Consider the following 14,598-nt stretch of genomic DNA (forward strand, 5'->3'; position numbering starts at 1 on the left):
CGTGCGCACCGCAACCGGTGCGCACTCTGAAGCGAGTCGTGAGACTTACTGAGCGAGTGATTCCAGCTTATCTTTAAACGAGGTGACCGCAATCGCACGGTTGTCCGCCAGATAGCGATCTTTCGCAGCCGGGGCGGAGCTTTGTACCGCGATTAATTGCCAGCCTTTGTCGCTGTTGAGCAGCAGCGGTGAACCACTGTCGCCAGGCAGGGTGTCACACTGATGCGACAGCACGGCGCGCTGCGCCCAGCCGGTAATCAGGCAATCGCTGTGGGAGTAGAGCGTATCCAGGTGATCTGCCGGATAGCCCGCCTGCGTCACTTTGCGGCCGGTCAGTTTCAGTGCCGCAGTGAGATCGCTACGTGAGCCATCGAATAGCGGAATGGGCGTAATCGCCGAAGGGGGATTGCGTAATATCACGATGCCGTAATCATAGGGTGCTGCACTGCTCGGCACGATCCAGCCTTCACCGTCCGCTTTTAATTTTGACGCCAGTGAGGGTTCAACCCGCGCATCAATATCATGAAGCTCGTAGCGCCAGCCTTTATCACTGGCCATAAATCGCAGCGCAACGGGCTTATCGAAATTACCCGGCAGGGATAGCAGACAGTGTCCGGCAGTCAGCGCCAGATGCGGGGAGATAAGCGTGGCAGTACAGAGGTTGCCGCTTTCGGTTTCCAGCTGACCAATGGCATCCCAGGGGGCAGCGGTAATATCGGTGATTGCCTGGCGATGATCCTTGCCAAAGAACAGCATCTTAATTTCCGCAGGATTAGGCGAGTCATCGTCATCATCGGCATGAACGATGGTGGCAAAGCTGAAAAGTCCAACCATTAACAGGGTAGCCAGGCGCATAGAAATCTCAATAGCGAGAAAAAAGTAACGTTTCTGTTATTTCGTAAGTACGGTAACTATAGTCGGTGAGCGTTAAAAAAGGGAGTTTTATTGGTTAATCAGTACGCTACAGCGGTCAGATAAAAAAGCTGGCTGCAACGATGCCACACAGGATCATTACAAGCAGAATAATTTCGAAGCGATAGCGACGCACCATTTCATCCACTCCAGTAAAGAAACACCCGGCAGAACCGGGTGTTTTTAATCATTATCGCGTGGCCGTGCGCTGAAGGCGACCTTAGTTTTTAGCTGCTGATTTCACAACTTTTTTGTGGTGAACTTTTTTAGCGGCCTGAGCTTTCTGAGCAGCAGGCTTAGTGACTTTTTTGTGATGAACTTTTTTAGCAGCCTGAGCTTTCTGAGCAGCAGGCTTGGTTACTTTTTTATGATGAACTTTTTTAGCAGCCTGGGCTTTCTGAGCGGCTGGCTGAGTTGCTTTCTTATGGTGAACTTTTTTAGCGGCCTGAGCTTTCTGTGCTGCCGGTTTTACCGCTTTCTTATGATGAACTTTTTTAGCTGCCTGTGCTTTCTGCGCAGCATCCTTTTTCACTGCTTTTTTGTGGTGCATTTTCTTTGCAGCCTGCGCTTTCTGAGCGGCTTTGTGGTGTTTCTTGTGCGCAGTTTTGTGAACGGTTTTAGCCGGTGCTGCAGCAGTAGTGGTTGTTGCGGCTGGCGCAGCAGCTGGAGCAGCTGTGGTATCAGCAGCGAAAGCAACAGAAGACATACCCATAGCAGCGGCGACAACCAGTGCAAATAATTTTTTCATTGCAAATCCCTCGGACTATTTTTTCATGTGTAGCCCACTGCGGGGCCGGTGAAGAGACTATAGGGAAATCAGTGAACGGTGTCCGTGGGTGTTTGGTATCGGCGTGTAACCGATTGTACAAAGGCGGGAAAGGGCGGTCAGCAGACCGCCATGAAGCTTAGCTAGTCAGATAGCGTTGTTCAAGATGCTGGCGGAAGAACGTGGGGTTCAGCGCTTCGCCCGTGGCGTTGATCAGCAGCTGGTCGCTGGAAAAACGGCTGCCGTGCTGCCAGATGTTCTGTTGCAACCAGTTGAATACCGGCTGCAGCTCACCGTGTTGAATCAGCTCACTGAGCTGAGGAATCGCGTTCTGTACCGTCCTGAACAGCTGCGCGGCGTACATCGCACCCAGCGTATAGGTCGGGAAGTAGCCAAAGGCCCCATCGGTCCAGTGGATATCCTGCATACAGCCATCGCGGTAGTTACCCCGGGTATCCAGGCCCAGTGAGTGCATCATCTTCTCATCCCACAACGCCGGGATATCCTCAACCTCAATCTCGCCTTCGATCAGCGCCTGCTCGATTTCGTAACGCAGAATGACATGAGCCGGGTAGCTGAGTTCATCGGCGTCAACCCGGATCAGGCCGGGCAAAACCCGCTGCGTCAGGCGCACGAAATTATCAGACTGCAGGGCGGGCTGATCACCAAAGGAGGCGATAACTTGCGGCAGAATACGCTGCAGGAATTCACGACTGCGGCCGAGCTGCATTTCCATAAACAGGCTTTGTGATTCATGGATAGCCGTGGAGCGCGCCAGCGCCACCGGCTGGCCCCGCCACTGCTGTGGCAGATTCTGCTCATAGCGGGCATGACCGGTTTCGTGAATCACGCCCATCATGGCGCTGAGAAACTCATTCTCGTTGTAACGGGTGGTAATGCGCACATCTTCCGGCACACCGCCGCAGAATGGATGCGCACTGATGTCCAGCCGCCCATGGTTAAAGTCGAAACCCAGTGTCTCCATAATGCTCAGGCCGAGCTGACGCTGTGCAGGCAGGGCAAACGGCCCCTGCGGCGTGATAAGGGGCTGTTGAGCCTGTTTATCCACGACCTGCTGCAATAAATCGGGCAGCCAGGTTTTCAGTTCGCCAAAGGTTTCATCCAGCCGGGCGCGGGTCATACCCGGTTCATAGAGATCCAGCAACGCATCGTAACGCGAACAGCCATTGGCGTCGGCGCGTCGCTGAGCCTCTTCGCGGCTAAGCCGCACCACCTCTTTAAGGTTGGTGGCAAAACCCTGCCAGTCATTTGCCGGACGCTGACTTCGCCACGCATGTTCGCATACCGAACCGGCGATCGATTTGGCTTCAACAAAATCATCAGGCAGGAGGCTGGCCTGCTGGTAAGCGCGCTGCATCTCGTTGAGATTAGCCCGCTCGACATCGTTTAGTGACTGCTGCTCTGCGGCCTTAAGCCATTCCCCCACCTGAGGGGCGGTCAAAATCTGGTGTTGCAACACGCTCATTTCAGCCAGCGCTTCACCTCGCGCCTGACTGCCGCCCGGTGGCATGGTGGTTTGCATGTCACAACCGGCGATGGCCGTGATGTGACTGAAACGGGAAAGGCGCTGAAAGGTCGCGGTAAGTTGTTGATACGCTGAGGTCACGTAAGACTCCTTGTGGTGTTTAACGCAGCGGAATTTCCCGCAAGATTAGATCAACCGGCCAGCAAAAGCGAACGCTGGCGCCGCCCAGCGGGCTGGACTCAATGGTCACATTGCCGCTAAGCGCCTGGGCAATAGAGTGAACAATCGCCAGGCCCAGCCCACAGCCCCCTGTGGCGCGGTCGCGGCTGGGATCAAGCCGGACAAAGGGTTCGAAAACCCGTTCACGCTCTTCAGGCGGAATACCAGGACCATCATCTTCCACCTGCAGACACCCAATCGGGCCGTCGAACCATAAACTGACGCGCAATCGTTGCTGTGCATAACGCAATGCGTTGTTCACCAGATTATCCAGCACCCGCTCCATCAGGCGGGTATCAGAGACGCCGATGTTTTCACGCTGGGGCAGGTCAAGATCGAGGCGCACCTCCGGATTAATGGTGCGGAAATCGTCCAGCCGTTCGCGCAACCAGCTAGCAAGATCCAGGGAGTTCAGATTGAGATCGACGCGTGGTCGGTCAAGACGCGCATAGGTCAGTAACTCCTCAATCAGGCTTTCAAGCTGACCGATGTCGCGATTCAGCGCCACCCGTTCACCATCCGTGAGGTTGTCGCTCATCTCAAGTCGGTAGCGCAGGCGCACCAGGGGTGTACGCAGTTCATGGGCAATGCCGTCAATCAGTTGTTTCTTGCTGGCAACCAGTGTGTGGATGTTCTCGGCCATCTGGTTAAACGCGATGCCGAGCCGGAACAGGCTGGAGGTGCTGTCGAAATGGGTGCGTACATCAAGCTCGCCACGGCCAAAGCGCTGTGCCGCTTTTTCCAGTCGCTGCATCTCCTGCCAGTGGGGACGCAGCCAGATAAATACCGGCAGCGCCAGCGACATGCCAATAAACACCAGCAGAGCAACATCCAGCAGTCGCATCTGATGCAGATAGAAGAGGTAGGGAATCGGCCCGACCGACAAAACGTAGTGGCTGCGCGGAATATGCTGCAAAAAGGTGTATTGGTCGTCAAGCGCGACAATCTCTCCGGCGCGCAACCGGCGCATATTGCCCTCATCAAGCTGGTATTTGTTTAGCGGCTCAATGTGCAGGTCGAACGACAGGCCGAGATCGAGACTCTTGATGGTTTTATTCCAGTCACGAGGCGGGATCTCGCGCAGTTCACTGCGGATCAGGTAGAGCGAGCTGGCCATCAGGTCATTCATCGACTGGCGGCCCGCGCGCTCAGCGGTGAATTTATAGACCAGACCCACCAGCAGCGCCATTACCAGAAAGCAGACAAACAGCAGCAGATAGAACTGAATAAAAAGTTTCTTCATTTTCCTTGCCTAAAAAATCAATAATTTAGCCAGCCGTCTTTACCGCAAAGGGCACTATGGGCACAGAACTAAAAATTCCAATACGATTGTTGAGCATTTCAACCTGATCCCCATCAAGGGTTTTTATCCAGGCTAAGCAAACGGTGTACATCCTCTCCGCGTTTTCATGGCCTTTCTGCTCGGCCATAAAGAGTGGTTTTGCGCTGGCAGATAGCATCCAACATGCGAACGTATGTCTTGTCTGGCAGGGGCGGCGTCGGCCAAGACCTGTCCGTGTAACAGCTTTGTCCCAGATTGATTTAATAGAGTGTACGGAGTAATGGGATGTTTGAACACTACGCTGCTTTCTCGGCATGAACACGAAATGAAACCTCTGTGTTTCCCTTACTCCGCACTCACGATGCTGGATAGACACCAAACTTTCGGAAAGTTTCCATCAAGCTTTTCTGAGGCTTGAGTGCATTCAGTACGGATTACAGCAATTTTTTGTGCAGTAAACGGCCCTGGTTTCAGGGGGCAAACGTATCCAACTGAATTAAAATGCGACTTATGTATATTTTCCCGGTTTCGATATTATTATCCGCCCAGGCGAGGACACAGAGTTAACCGGGAGGGATTCACGTATAGACCGCATAAAGTCATAAATTCTTTTGCTCATCCGATGCTGTATCCATCAATTGCTGATATTCATGCTTCAATAGCCAGTCAGGGCTGCTCTTGCCTTTGCATGGCCTTTAAATTCCATTATGGCGTATGTTTGCACTCTCTTTATTAATAATAAAACTGTTCTGGATGTGCTCTGGCTGCGCATTCCTGATAGTCCATCCAGCTCAACACTGTAAGCAGAAAACGCAGCGGCGCAGCTTAGGGAGTCTGTCGCGTGAAAAAACCTGTATTCCGTCAATATTTTCTCGTCGTAATACCGAGCGTCTGACACCACTGTACGGCGCCGACATCGCCATCAAAAAAAATTGAATTTTTCTCGAAACGCAGAGTGGTTTATGGGAGGTACACATTTTTTTAAAGTTGAAGGCAATGAACTGCGTGAATTTAAGCACAAGGTAAATGAGGGTTACTCTGTGAAAAGCGCTCGTGATGTTTGCTCTGTCATCGACTGGACAGAACGCGGCGCTGCCCGACACGCTAAGAGGCTAAAAACCGATCAGGTAGGGGGCGTCTCCGAAAAGCCAGTGGACAATTATTTTTGCAATAAGCAGAAATTGCCGGTTCGCCACAAAATATTGGGATCATTTAGGGCGACGTCTATTCACTACTGATTCACGTTGAAAAAAAGATCAACCGGGTCACTGACACTCAACGGGTAGCCTAAAACGTGGTCGTCGCAATCGTTGAGCGGATTAGCGGTGGGGTAGAAATGAAGGGTTGTCGCATGATGTCTAAGACGAAATGAAAGCTATAACTTTGACGCAGTGGCTGTCCATAAAATTATTTTTGCTTTTTTGCTCAAAAAAATAGTTAATTCACCCATGCTTTACCAGTCTGTACCGCGAGGCGAAAAAACCCGATATTAAGACCCCCCCGCGCGAGGTTTTTGCGCTTATGGCTTACAAAAAGGACTTCCTGACGCCGGAGCCAGCGAATACCCCCCGGCAGGCGTAATATAAGGGAATGTACTTCTCTGAACTGTAAATACGCTCAATGCGTTCACAAATGTTAGCTAGCACATAAAAATGAGTATGCAGTGCTTTACCAGTTATTTATTAGCTAAACGGGAAAACAGATATGATTCTGGTGCTGGACAAAGAGCGCTTCACCGGCACCTTCTTTGTAAGAATTCTCATGCAGCACCCAAAATCAGCGCCTCAAGGGTAGAGAAAATCCTGTCGCTGGCTAATGAAATATGCGAAGCATGCCCGCCTTTGTCAGAACAGACTAAACATGTACCAGATACCAGACTGAATCACGAGAAGCATACAATTTATAAACGTTGATTCTGCGTTAACCTACCGGATGGTATAAAAGCGCTGCTGCGGTGAATTCCTCTTAGCGGTGGAGCCTAAGCCAGTTTCTCATTAATCTAGATGATAGCCAGTGGCAGGCAGGTCAGGTTCTGGCTTTTCTGACCTATCGGGAGGCACCCGACACCGCAGCGCTTATTAACTGCTAAAATAATGGCTAAATGCGCCGTTATTTTAATGGACAGAGCACGGGGTGTTCCGGCCAGAGAACGGGGTAATAGTCTTAACAGAAATCTATCCGGTCAAAAATTCAGAACATTTAAAGCTCACTTCGGTGGGCTTTTTTTATTTCATTCGGCAGGAGACATGAGATGACTAAGGCGTTCATTGATTGATCGTTTAGAACGATCAATCTCGCCGAAATGATCTGTATAAACGATTGTCAGTGCGCAGGCGGCCGGTGATAGTATTTCAGAGGCAAAAAAATCCCCGCCTTCTCACTCGTCGTAGGCGACCGGTAGGTCGAGGCGGGGTAGCCAGTACGGCCAACACCAGGGAAATCTGTTCAAAACAATACTCCCTATGGGATATAAAATTAATTATTTCAGGAACTGAAATAAGGTTTTATCTGGTGATTTATTGTTCTGATTCAAGGTTTTCTCACCTTGAATGTAGTAACAGTTTTTAAAAGCTAATAATTCTCATTTTGTTACCAGTGAATATAGGTTTTTTCAGTCGAAGTAAGGTCTGCTTCGTTGGGCCTTTTTTTAACTGAAAGCCACGGCTTAACCCTCATCCCGTACTCTGCCTCCGGCTGGTTCGTGGCTTTTATTCTTTCAGGATTAATTAATGTAAGCGATCCCGGTACCAGCAGGAATGACATATTTATAATACTTCGAGCAAGCTACAGAAAAAACACAATCTTTTTTTTGCACGGCCTGTTCTTAGCATCATCAATATTGAGTATTCAATGAGAAGTGGTTTGAGTGTGCCTGGATATGGAGAAGCGGGCTATTTTTGATAAATAGACTTAAATATAAGGTGAAAAGGATGATGAAGATAAGAAAGTTAGGTTTTATGCTATTTTTAACGTGCGGTTTATCGTTAAGGGTTTATGCAGAGGCTCCTTTTAATTATAGTTATAGAATGGATGGATATATTAGTGGTTATGTGGCGGGACCATCTTCCACATGGCCTTGCTATTTTGCTGTTCATGATAAAAATGAGCCGGCCCACGGTAATTACTATCATGCATCATCAAGCCAAACCATCTGTAGTACAGCCAGGATGGCCTATTACATGGGAGAGAATGTGACAGTATGGGGTTCGGTTGATTCAGGAAACAATATTGCAAAGGGGATAGAAATTCGTGATGAAGTAAATTATTGGTGGAATGGACCAAAACATGTTTAACTCATTCATTTAAATCTAAAAAGTAGCTATGGCTAAGATGTTGTTAATTGGGGAGTGAAAATGTTAATAAGGTCTTTTGTTGTTTTTTTAATATGCTTAAGTTCTACAATTGTTCTTGCTGCACCCCCCAAATATGTCTACAGGATGGACTCAAGACCACCAGAAGACATTTTTATCAATGGGTTTTCAAGTTGGGGGGAGAATGACAATGTTTTTTCCCACATTACAGGGGCATCATGTGTCGAACAAGATCAGCAACATAGGGACTCTGGTTTTATCTCAACCAGTGCAAACAGAGAATGGGCAATGGCCATGACCTACATCAGGTCACGTCAATTTACAGATGAAAACATATATTATTATCGCATCAGAGCGGATGGTAATTTCTACAATGCAGAAAGTTCGCTTGAGCTTTATGCAAGAAACAACCCCGACACCGTAGTATCTGAATTTAATTATCTACCCGCCCGAACTGCAACGGAATATATAACTCCAAATAATATCCCTGTTGAAAGCATTGATATGGTGATAACGTTCTTTACACCTGGTGGGGGTGGTGATGCTATTACAACCTCATCGACAAATCCAAACTATCGGGATGCAAACACGCATGCATCCACCGAGCCCTATGGGGGGACGTCAGACACTACAAGACACAGGTTTACGTGGGTACGTTATCTCCCTGTTATCGGTGCGTGTATGAGTTCTCATAATGACTTTAAAAAAACGAATAAAGGCACATCAGTACATGATGCGTATAAATTAGAACCATTATTTATGTCGGGGGGCTTCTATAGATAATTTTTAATCTTTATATTCACAAGTAGCGATCATAATAGATTTGTATTGCCCTGTTTAACCTGGCCTTTAATAGCCTGTTAAGTCCACAGCCTACTTTTAGCTACGGTTTTGGAGTAATTAAAATAACCAAGCCTGTTACCGGCATCGTTGTTATCACGGCAGCAGTAACTGGCGTCACTCTCGTGAATTTATTCGGCCCGCTCGTCGGGCCTGGAGTCATTGGTGAGTTTGTCGGTCCGGCAATTTTGTGGGGTCAGCCGACGATTTTCGCATTTGGTGGCGGCGTTTTCTCAGGAAACTGTCGTTTGCAACAGGCCGGTTAGCCGCACCCTTTACTGCCAGTCTGATCGAGGCGATGACACCCGATAATACGATGGTGGATATGCCCATTGCTGCTGTCGAGGTTCCGCGGGGGGCTAATGAATTTTCTTAATGGCTTAATGAGTTTCTTCAGCGATCCCATTGGAGGGGCACTCAAGATTACAAATGGCTGATGTTGAATTTATACGCTGTTCTTTACTTCATTTGGACCAGGTGACGGCTGACATTCCGGTGCGTCAAGGTGCAACATAATCGGCTGATAAGATATGTTGTCTGGTTACTTGCCGTTGCATCAGGCGCAGTTACTATTCGGCTGCTGACCAGCGAATTGTTTTATATCGACTGGACGGAGGTACTGATTAACCTCCTGCCGCGCACGGCAATTTCGGCTCTATTCTTCGACCCAAACGATGAGGTTTAGCATGTATAAAAAGGGCATAGATGTTTCACACTGGCAGGGTGACATTGATTTTGAGAAAGTTGCCGCGACAGGGATTGAGTATGTTTTTATTAAAGCAACGGAGGGTGCAACTGGTCAGGACGCTAAATATCTTGATAACCGCAATGGATTCATGAGTGCCGGAGTTATAATCGGTGCCTATCATTATTTCCGGGCACTGAGCAGCACGCCTGAAGCACAAAGAGACAATATTGTTACAACGCTTACAGCGGCGGGTTACGACTCATCAGCAGAGTATTTTATTGTTGATGCAGAACGTTCAGGTAATGAAGCGGCGACGCCGGATGAGATGGCAGATAAGTTGTATCAGCTTATGCAGTTGCTGAATGACGAGGCCATCCTGGGGGGAAGAAAGCCTTTAATCTACTGCTCAAACAATTTCTGGAATAATTATATATCCGGCAATAAATATGCTTTCAGCGAATATCCGCTGTGGATTGCTAACTGGAACGTCGATGAGCCTGCTATACCCGCCACCTGGACGGATGCCGGAAAAAGCTGGTCAGTCTGGCAGTACAGTGATAAAGGCAGAGTTGACGGCATTAATGAGGATGTGGACCTCGACTGGGTTCGTCTGGACTGAATATTCACCTCGCTCTGGTTGGAGTTATCTCTTTGTATGAAACTGACAACGAAATTGAAAATGGGTTGTTTTACAGTCCTGGTATTAATCGTGCTTACTCTCTGCCAGTTATCCCGACATTACCACAATAAAGCCCTGGAATGGCGCAAAACTGCCCGCGAGTATCAGAAGGTAGTTAAGCAGCAGGCTGCCACCATTACCGATATAAACCAGCGCCAGCAGCAACTGGCCGCACTCGACAAAACCCACACGGAGGCGCTAAGTGCTGCCGAATCTCAGAATGATGTTCTTCGCCGCCAGCTTGCCGCTGGCTCTCGCCGCATGTACGTCCACGCAAAATGCCCCGTGTCCGGTACCGGCACAAAGACAGGCTCCCGCAGCCTGGGCGATGCAGCCGCCGTCGAACTCGCTAGAGATTCTCGACAAAACGTTCTCGACATCCGCGCCGGCATCCTCCGCGATCAGGAAAAGCTGAAATATCTACAGAACTATTTACGGACGCAGTGTTTGAAATAGCCTGAGATACAGCATTAAGAGCATGCTGATAAGAATCTTTCCGGCCTGACAGACACCGTCAAAGCAAAAAAATTCTTGCACCCGACCTTTTTGCATAACCGAAGCAGGGTGCAATTTATGCCGTGTCTCTGGGAAGAAATATGAAGGATCTAAGGGTTATATGAAATGTGTCCCAGGACTTACCCGCCACAAAAGTATTGCAAGCGTTTATGGGGACAGAATACGGTGCAATCGTAAGCGTCACATACAGACCGTCTTTTATTTTTGCCCGCGTTTCCTGCCATGGACACTTTCGTGAACATGGAGACTACCGGGGACAAAAATACGGCATACACCCTGAGGTTGTCTGTCCGGCATGCGGTGGTGAGTTCAGCCCGCTGGGCTGCGACGCGTCAGAGCAGCTGGAGCTTATCAGCAGCGCCTTTAGGGTTATCGAAACGCAGCGGCCGAAGCTTGTCTGCTTTAAGTGCGCGACCCTATCGTTCAGGCCCTGATGCCCTCAAAACCCATCGCGCGCTACGCCGGTCCCGGCCTGCTGGCGCGCATCATCACGGCGAAGTTCGCGGAGTATACGGCACACTATCGCCAGTCGGAGATATACCTTCGTCAGGGCGACGAACTGAGCCGGGTCACGCTGGGGAGAGGGTCCGGAGCGGTGAGCGAACGGCTGAGGCCGCTGTATGACCTGCTGAAACAGTACGCGCGGATGCAGTCGCTATACGACGGGATACAGGTGCAGATGAAGGTGCTGTCGCGTCACTCGGATTCGGCGAAGGCGTTCGCGAACCTACTGAAACAATGGGACGGGCTGAACGTCTACTGCAGCAATGGCTGGGCCGAAATAAATAACAACATCGCGGAGAACGTCCTGCGTGACGTCGCCCAGGGCCGCAAAAACTGGTTGTTCGCCGGTTCGGATAAAGGCGGTGACCGTGCAGCTGTTCTGTACTCGCTTATCGGGACCTGCCGACTGTATGGCGTGGATCCCGAGGCGTGGCGGCATTTTGTGCTGAGCCATATCCAGGAATGGCCTGTGAACCGGCTGCGCGACCTGCTGCCGTGGAAGTCGATCCCGCATCTGCTGTATCAGCTCAGATTTGACCTTACAACTTCTGTGGCATGGGGCAAATTCTACTCCGACTGCGGCCGGACATTGTGTTTGGTAAACCGGTTAAAACATAGATCCTGGTCAGACTTTATGGTTGTGAAATTCAGCTTAAAGTCGGCTGACAAAAGTCATAATAAAGGTACTCGATCGCGTTTCAGGACGCATCAACCGGGCGTTCGTGATCATAATGCGTCTCTGTCTACTTACCGGAGATTGTTATGATACGGCCTCTTTCTTGTTTTCTTTTTACTCTTCTCTTTAGCGTCGCATCGTATGCCAACACGGCTTTTCGCCAGCTAAATATCCACGAGGCTAACTCACGCCTTCTCGATATCGCTATCTGGTATCCTACCGCGGCGACCGGCTCGCCGGAAAAGGTGGGTGACAATATTGCCTTTTACGGCATCTCTGCGCTGCGCGATGCGGCCCCGGAAGCGGGCAAGCATCCGCTGCTTCTGCTTTCTCACGGCTATGGCGGCAACTGGCGCAACCTGAGCTGGCTGGCAACGGAAATGGCGGCTCAGGGCTATATTGTGGTGGCGGTCGATCATCCCGGCACGACAACATTTAACAAGCGGCCGCAGGATGCGAAGGAACTCTGGCGCCGCCCACAGGATCTCCAGCGCGCGATGGTGAAAATTATTACTACCCCCTCTCTTGCCGGAAAAGTTGATGCGCAGCGAATAGCCGCTGCCGGACACTCTCTCGGCGGCTGGACGGTACTTGAACTGGCGGGGGCACGCTTTGACGCCGCACGCTTTCAGAATGATTGCCGGACACATGCCAGGCTGTCAGCCTGCAAGTTAATTCAGGCGCTGGATATTGATAACGCTGACGGGCGGCTGGCAGCAGACGAAGGCGATCCGGCAATCAAAGCCGTTGTCTCACTCGATTTGGGTCTGGCCCGCGGATTCACGCCAGAATCACTTTCTGAGATTGCAGTCCCGGTGCTGATTATAACGGCCCAGGCGGACAGCGATGAGTTACCCGCCAGACTGGAGTCGGGCTACCTGGCTGAATATATTCCCGCTGCGGTGAGGCGTGTAGTGAATGTCGAAGGGGCCACGCACTTTAGTTTTATGCAGCAGTGCAAACCGGGCGCGATGGCATTAATCGCAGAAAAAGAACCGGGCGAAGAGATCGTCTGCCAGGATGGCGGCACCCGGAATCGGGCTGCTATTCATCGTCAGCTCACCCGGGATATCAGCGCCTTCCTCAATCAGTCCCTCGACTTTCAGCCGCTGTCCGGCGGTAATCCGTCGGGGTCATACCGCTGATACGAAGAAACTCGCGATGAAAGTTTGATTTGGTGGCAAAACCCGCTTCCAGCATCACTTCCGTTACAGGCAGAGCCGTGTTTCGTAGAAGCTGCTGCGCGAAGTCGATGCGAAAGCCGTTGATCCACTGTGAGACATTGCAGCCGCGCGTCAGGTTCACCGCTTTTGAAATCTGGCGCGCCGGGACCCCGGTTTTTCTCGCCAGCGCATTCAGCGTCAGGTCGGGATTCAGATACAGATTCTGCTCGCTTATCAGCGTGTTCACCCGCTGATAAGTCGAGAGAAACGTTTCATTATTGTCCTTTTTAGTCTCTTCGGGGGGCAATACAGGCTCCCTGACCACGAATGACGGATGGCTGCTAGCGACAATGGCAAAACAGACAAATGGCAGCAGAATAGCCTGCGAGATTGCGACCACCTGCGGCGCCTGCTGGCCCTGATAAAAATGGAAGTTGAGCGCGACGGCCAGATCGGTCAGCCCGGAAAAACAGAGAAAGACCCCCGCGATAAAAGCGCGTGATGAGGTTGAAGCGCTGTCGCTAAGTCGCCTGAAAATAAATGTATCACTCCCCTGTAACGCCATTCGAATCAGGGCACAACCGTAGCCGATATAGAGCAGCATTAGCACAGCATCCGTGGTTGCCGGAGCAATAAGCTTCAGCGTCAGAGCGAGTGTCGGCGGTCCCACAAAAGCGGTAACCTTTTGCTGCAAACGCTGTCCCGTAAAGCAGGCAAAGCAGTGCCAGGCCAGCGGCGGCAGGGTAATCGCCATGACAGACTGCAACTGGCGCAGCTTAATAAGATCAAACTGCCAGCGCAGAGCTGACATCATTAGCAGCAGCGAACAACTCGCAATAAAAATCGCGCTGTTGCGATAACCTGCAGGGCGCTGCCGGCAAATCTTCAACAATAAAATAAGCAAAATAGACAGGGTGTACCAGGGAAAGGGAATGGCAAGCATGTAATACCTGTACGCAAAGCATTGATATCAGAGGATATGTTGTGCCATAAACAGGCGAAAAAAACATTACGAGGCACATAAATCTTCAACGGTTCAACATGTTCACTGATTTTACGCCTCCCAGAATGATGACGTCACCATTTTTGAATAACGTAAGCATCAATGTGTTACCCCCCTCAACTGAAATTAATGTCCAAAGCAGAACGTCAGCATAAGTCTGAGCAGATACACATCTGCGTAAGCGTAGATACGGTCTGAATGTGACGCTTACTACCATTGCGGGTCTGAGGGCCAGCCTGTCGGGATTTGCCCCGGACACCCCGTGCGTGGGTCACATCTGGATGGCGGACGACTTTGAGGACATTGGCTCAGCACTCTCACCAGATGAGGTGATTGCAGCGTTCGAACTGGCGGACAGGACGCTGGATGCTGACATCAGCCTCAGCTGGGGATTTATGCGCGACTGGGCAGCATACGTGAAGGCCCGAAGGAAGAGAGAATCAACATCTGGCTGGTCAGTTATCAGGAAGAGGTTGGCAGCCCCACACACGAATACCACATGCTGCTCAGCGGGCAGGACTTTACGCTGGCCGAAGCCGCATGCGAACGGATG

At 50.5% G+C, this 14,598-nt stretch carries 13 protein-coding genes and 1 pseudogene; 8 read left to right on the forward strand and 6 right to left on the reverse strand.

The features are described 5' to 3' along the window. Nucleotides 1-45: 45 nt before the first annotated feature. The 5 genes from WFO64_RS17115 to WFO64_RS22605 all read right to left on the reverse strand — a co-directional run bounded on the left by WFO64_RS17115 (nucleotide 46) and on the right by WFO64_RS22605 (nucleotide 5,041). A complete protein-coding gene (locus tag WFO64_RS17115) occupies nucleotides 46-855 on the reverse strand; it encodes a trypsin-like serine peptidase (RefSeq protein WP_337013263.1) in 810 nt (269 codons plus the stop codon). Between the two features lie 277 nt (nucleotides 856-1,132). After that, the gene (gene asr / locus WFO64_RS17120; RefSeq protein WP_337013264.1) at nucleotides 1,133-1,660 is read right to left on the reverse strand and encodes an acid resistance repetitive basic protein Asr; all 528 of its coding nucleotides are present in this window, start codon (nucleotides 1,658-1,660) and stop codon (nucleotides 1,133-1,135) included. Between the two features lie 157 nt (nucleotides 1,661-1,817). Then, nucleotides 1,818-3,305 carry a carboxypeptidase M32 gene (locus WFO64_RS17125; RefSeq protein WP_337013265.1) on the reverse strand — a complete coding sequence of 496 codons (1,488 nt, stop codon included), beginning with the start codon at nucleotides 3,303-3,305 and terminating at the stop codon, nucleotides 1,818-1,820. A gap of 19 nt (nucleotides 3,306-3,324) precedes the next feature. Further along, a complete protein-coding gene (rstB, locus tag WFO64_RS17130) occupies nucleotides 3,325-4,626 on the reverse strand; it encodes a two-component system sensor histidine kinase RstB (RefSeq protein WP_337013266.1) in 1,302 nt (433 codons plus the stop codon). A gap of 25 nt (nucleotides 4,627-4,651) precedes the next feature. Continuing rightward, nucleotides 4,652-5,041 carry a hypothetical protein gene (locus tag WFO64_RS22605; RefSeq protein ID WP_442956158.1) on the reverse strand — a complete coding sequence of 130 codons (390 nt, stop codon included), beginning with the start codon at nucleotides 5,039-5,041 and terminating at the stop codon, nucleotides 4,652-4,654. 586 nt (nucleotides 5,042-5,627) lie between these two features. Between WFO64_RS22605 and WFO64_RS22610 the strand changes: the two genes are divergently transcribed. The 8 genes and pseudogenes from WFO64_RS22610 to WFO64_RS17165 all read left to right on the forward strand — a co-directional run bounded on the left by WFO64_RS22610 (nucleotide 5,628) and on the right by WFO64_RS17165 (nucleotide 13,024). Beyond that, nucleotides 5,628-5,903 (forward strand): hypothetical protein, encoded by a 276-nt coding sequence (locus tag WFO64_RS22610; RefSeq protein WP_442956159.1) that lies wholly within the window; start codon nucleotides 5,628-5,630, stop codon nucleotides 5,901-5,903. Between the two features lie 1,692 nt (nucleotides 5,904-7,595). After that, the gene (locus WFO64_RS17135) at nucleotides 7,596-7,958 is read left to right on the forward strand and encodes a hypothetical protein (protein ID WP_337013267.1); all 363 of its coding nucleotides are present in this window, start codon (nucleotides 7,596-7,598) and stop codon (nucleotides 7,956-7,958) included. A gap of 60 nt (nucleotides 7,959-8,018) precedes the next feature. Further along, nucleotides 8,019-8,759 carry a scabin-related ADP-ribosyltransferase gene (locus WFO64_RS17140; protein WP_337013268.1) on the forward strand — a complete coding sequence of 247 codons (741 nt, stop codon included), beginning with the start codon at nucleotides 8,019-8,021 and terminating at the stop codon, nucleotides 8,757-8,759. A 541-nt stretch (nucleotides 8,760-9,300) separates the two neighbouring features. Then, a complete protein-coding gene (locus WFO64_RS17145) occupies nucleotides 9,301-9,501 on the forward strand; it encodes a phage holin family protein (RefSeq protein ID WP_337013445.1) in 201 nt (66 codons plus the stop codon). 1 nt (nucleotide 9,502) lies between these two features. Next, nucleotides 9,503-10,123, forward strand: a complete 621-nt coding sequence (locus WFO64_RS17150; RefSeq protein ID WP_337013269.1) for a glycoside hydrolase family 25 protein — start codon at nucleotides 9,503-9,505, stop codon at nucleotides 10,121-10,123. Nucleotides 10,124-10,159: 36 nt separating this feature from the next. Continuing rightward, the gene (locus WFO64_RS17155) at nucleotides 10,160-10,639 is read left to right on the forward strand and encodes a lysis protein (RefSeq protein ID WP_337013270.1); all 480 of its coding nucleotides are present in this window, start codon (nucleotides 10,160-10,162) and stop codon (nucleotides 10,637-10,639) included. Nucleotides 10,640-10,977: 338 nt separating this feature from the next. Next, nucleotides 10,978-11,705 (forward strand): annotated as a pseudogene (locus WFO64_RS17160) (IS66 family transposase); the annotation flags it as partial. A 260-nt stretch (nucleotides 11,706-11,965) separates the two neighbouring features. Continuing rightward, nucleotides 11,966-13,024 (forward strand): alpha/beta hydrolase family protein, encoded by a 1,059-nt coding sequence (locus WFO64_RS17165; RefSeq protein WP_337013271.1) that lies wholly within the window; start codon nucleotides 11,966-11,968, stop codon nucleotides 13,022-13,024. On the opposite strand, the gene WFO64_RS17170 is transcribed toward WFO64_RS17165, so the two are convergent. Beyond that, nucleotides 12,963-13,985, reverse strand: coding sequence for a helix-turn-helix domain-containing protein (locus WFO64_RS17170; protein WP_337013272.1), 1,023 nt, complete (start codon nucleotides 13,983-13,985; stop codon nucleotides 12,963-12,965). The genes WFO64_RS17165 and WFO64_RS17170 overlap by 62 nt on opposite strands. Nucleotides 13,986-14,598: the final 613 nt, after the last annotated feature.

The sequence above is a fragment of the Pantoea sp. AS142 genome (genome assembly GCF_037152305.1).
GTDB lineage: Bacteria > Pseudomonadota > Gammaproteobacteria > Enterobacterales > Enterobacteriaceae > Pantoea.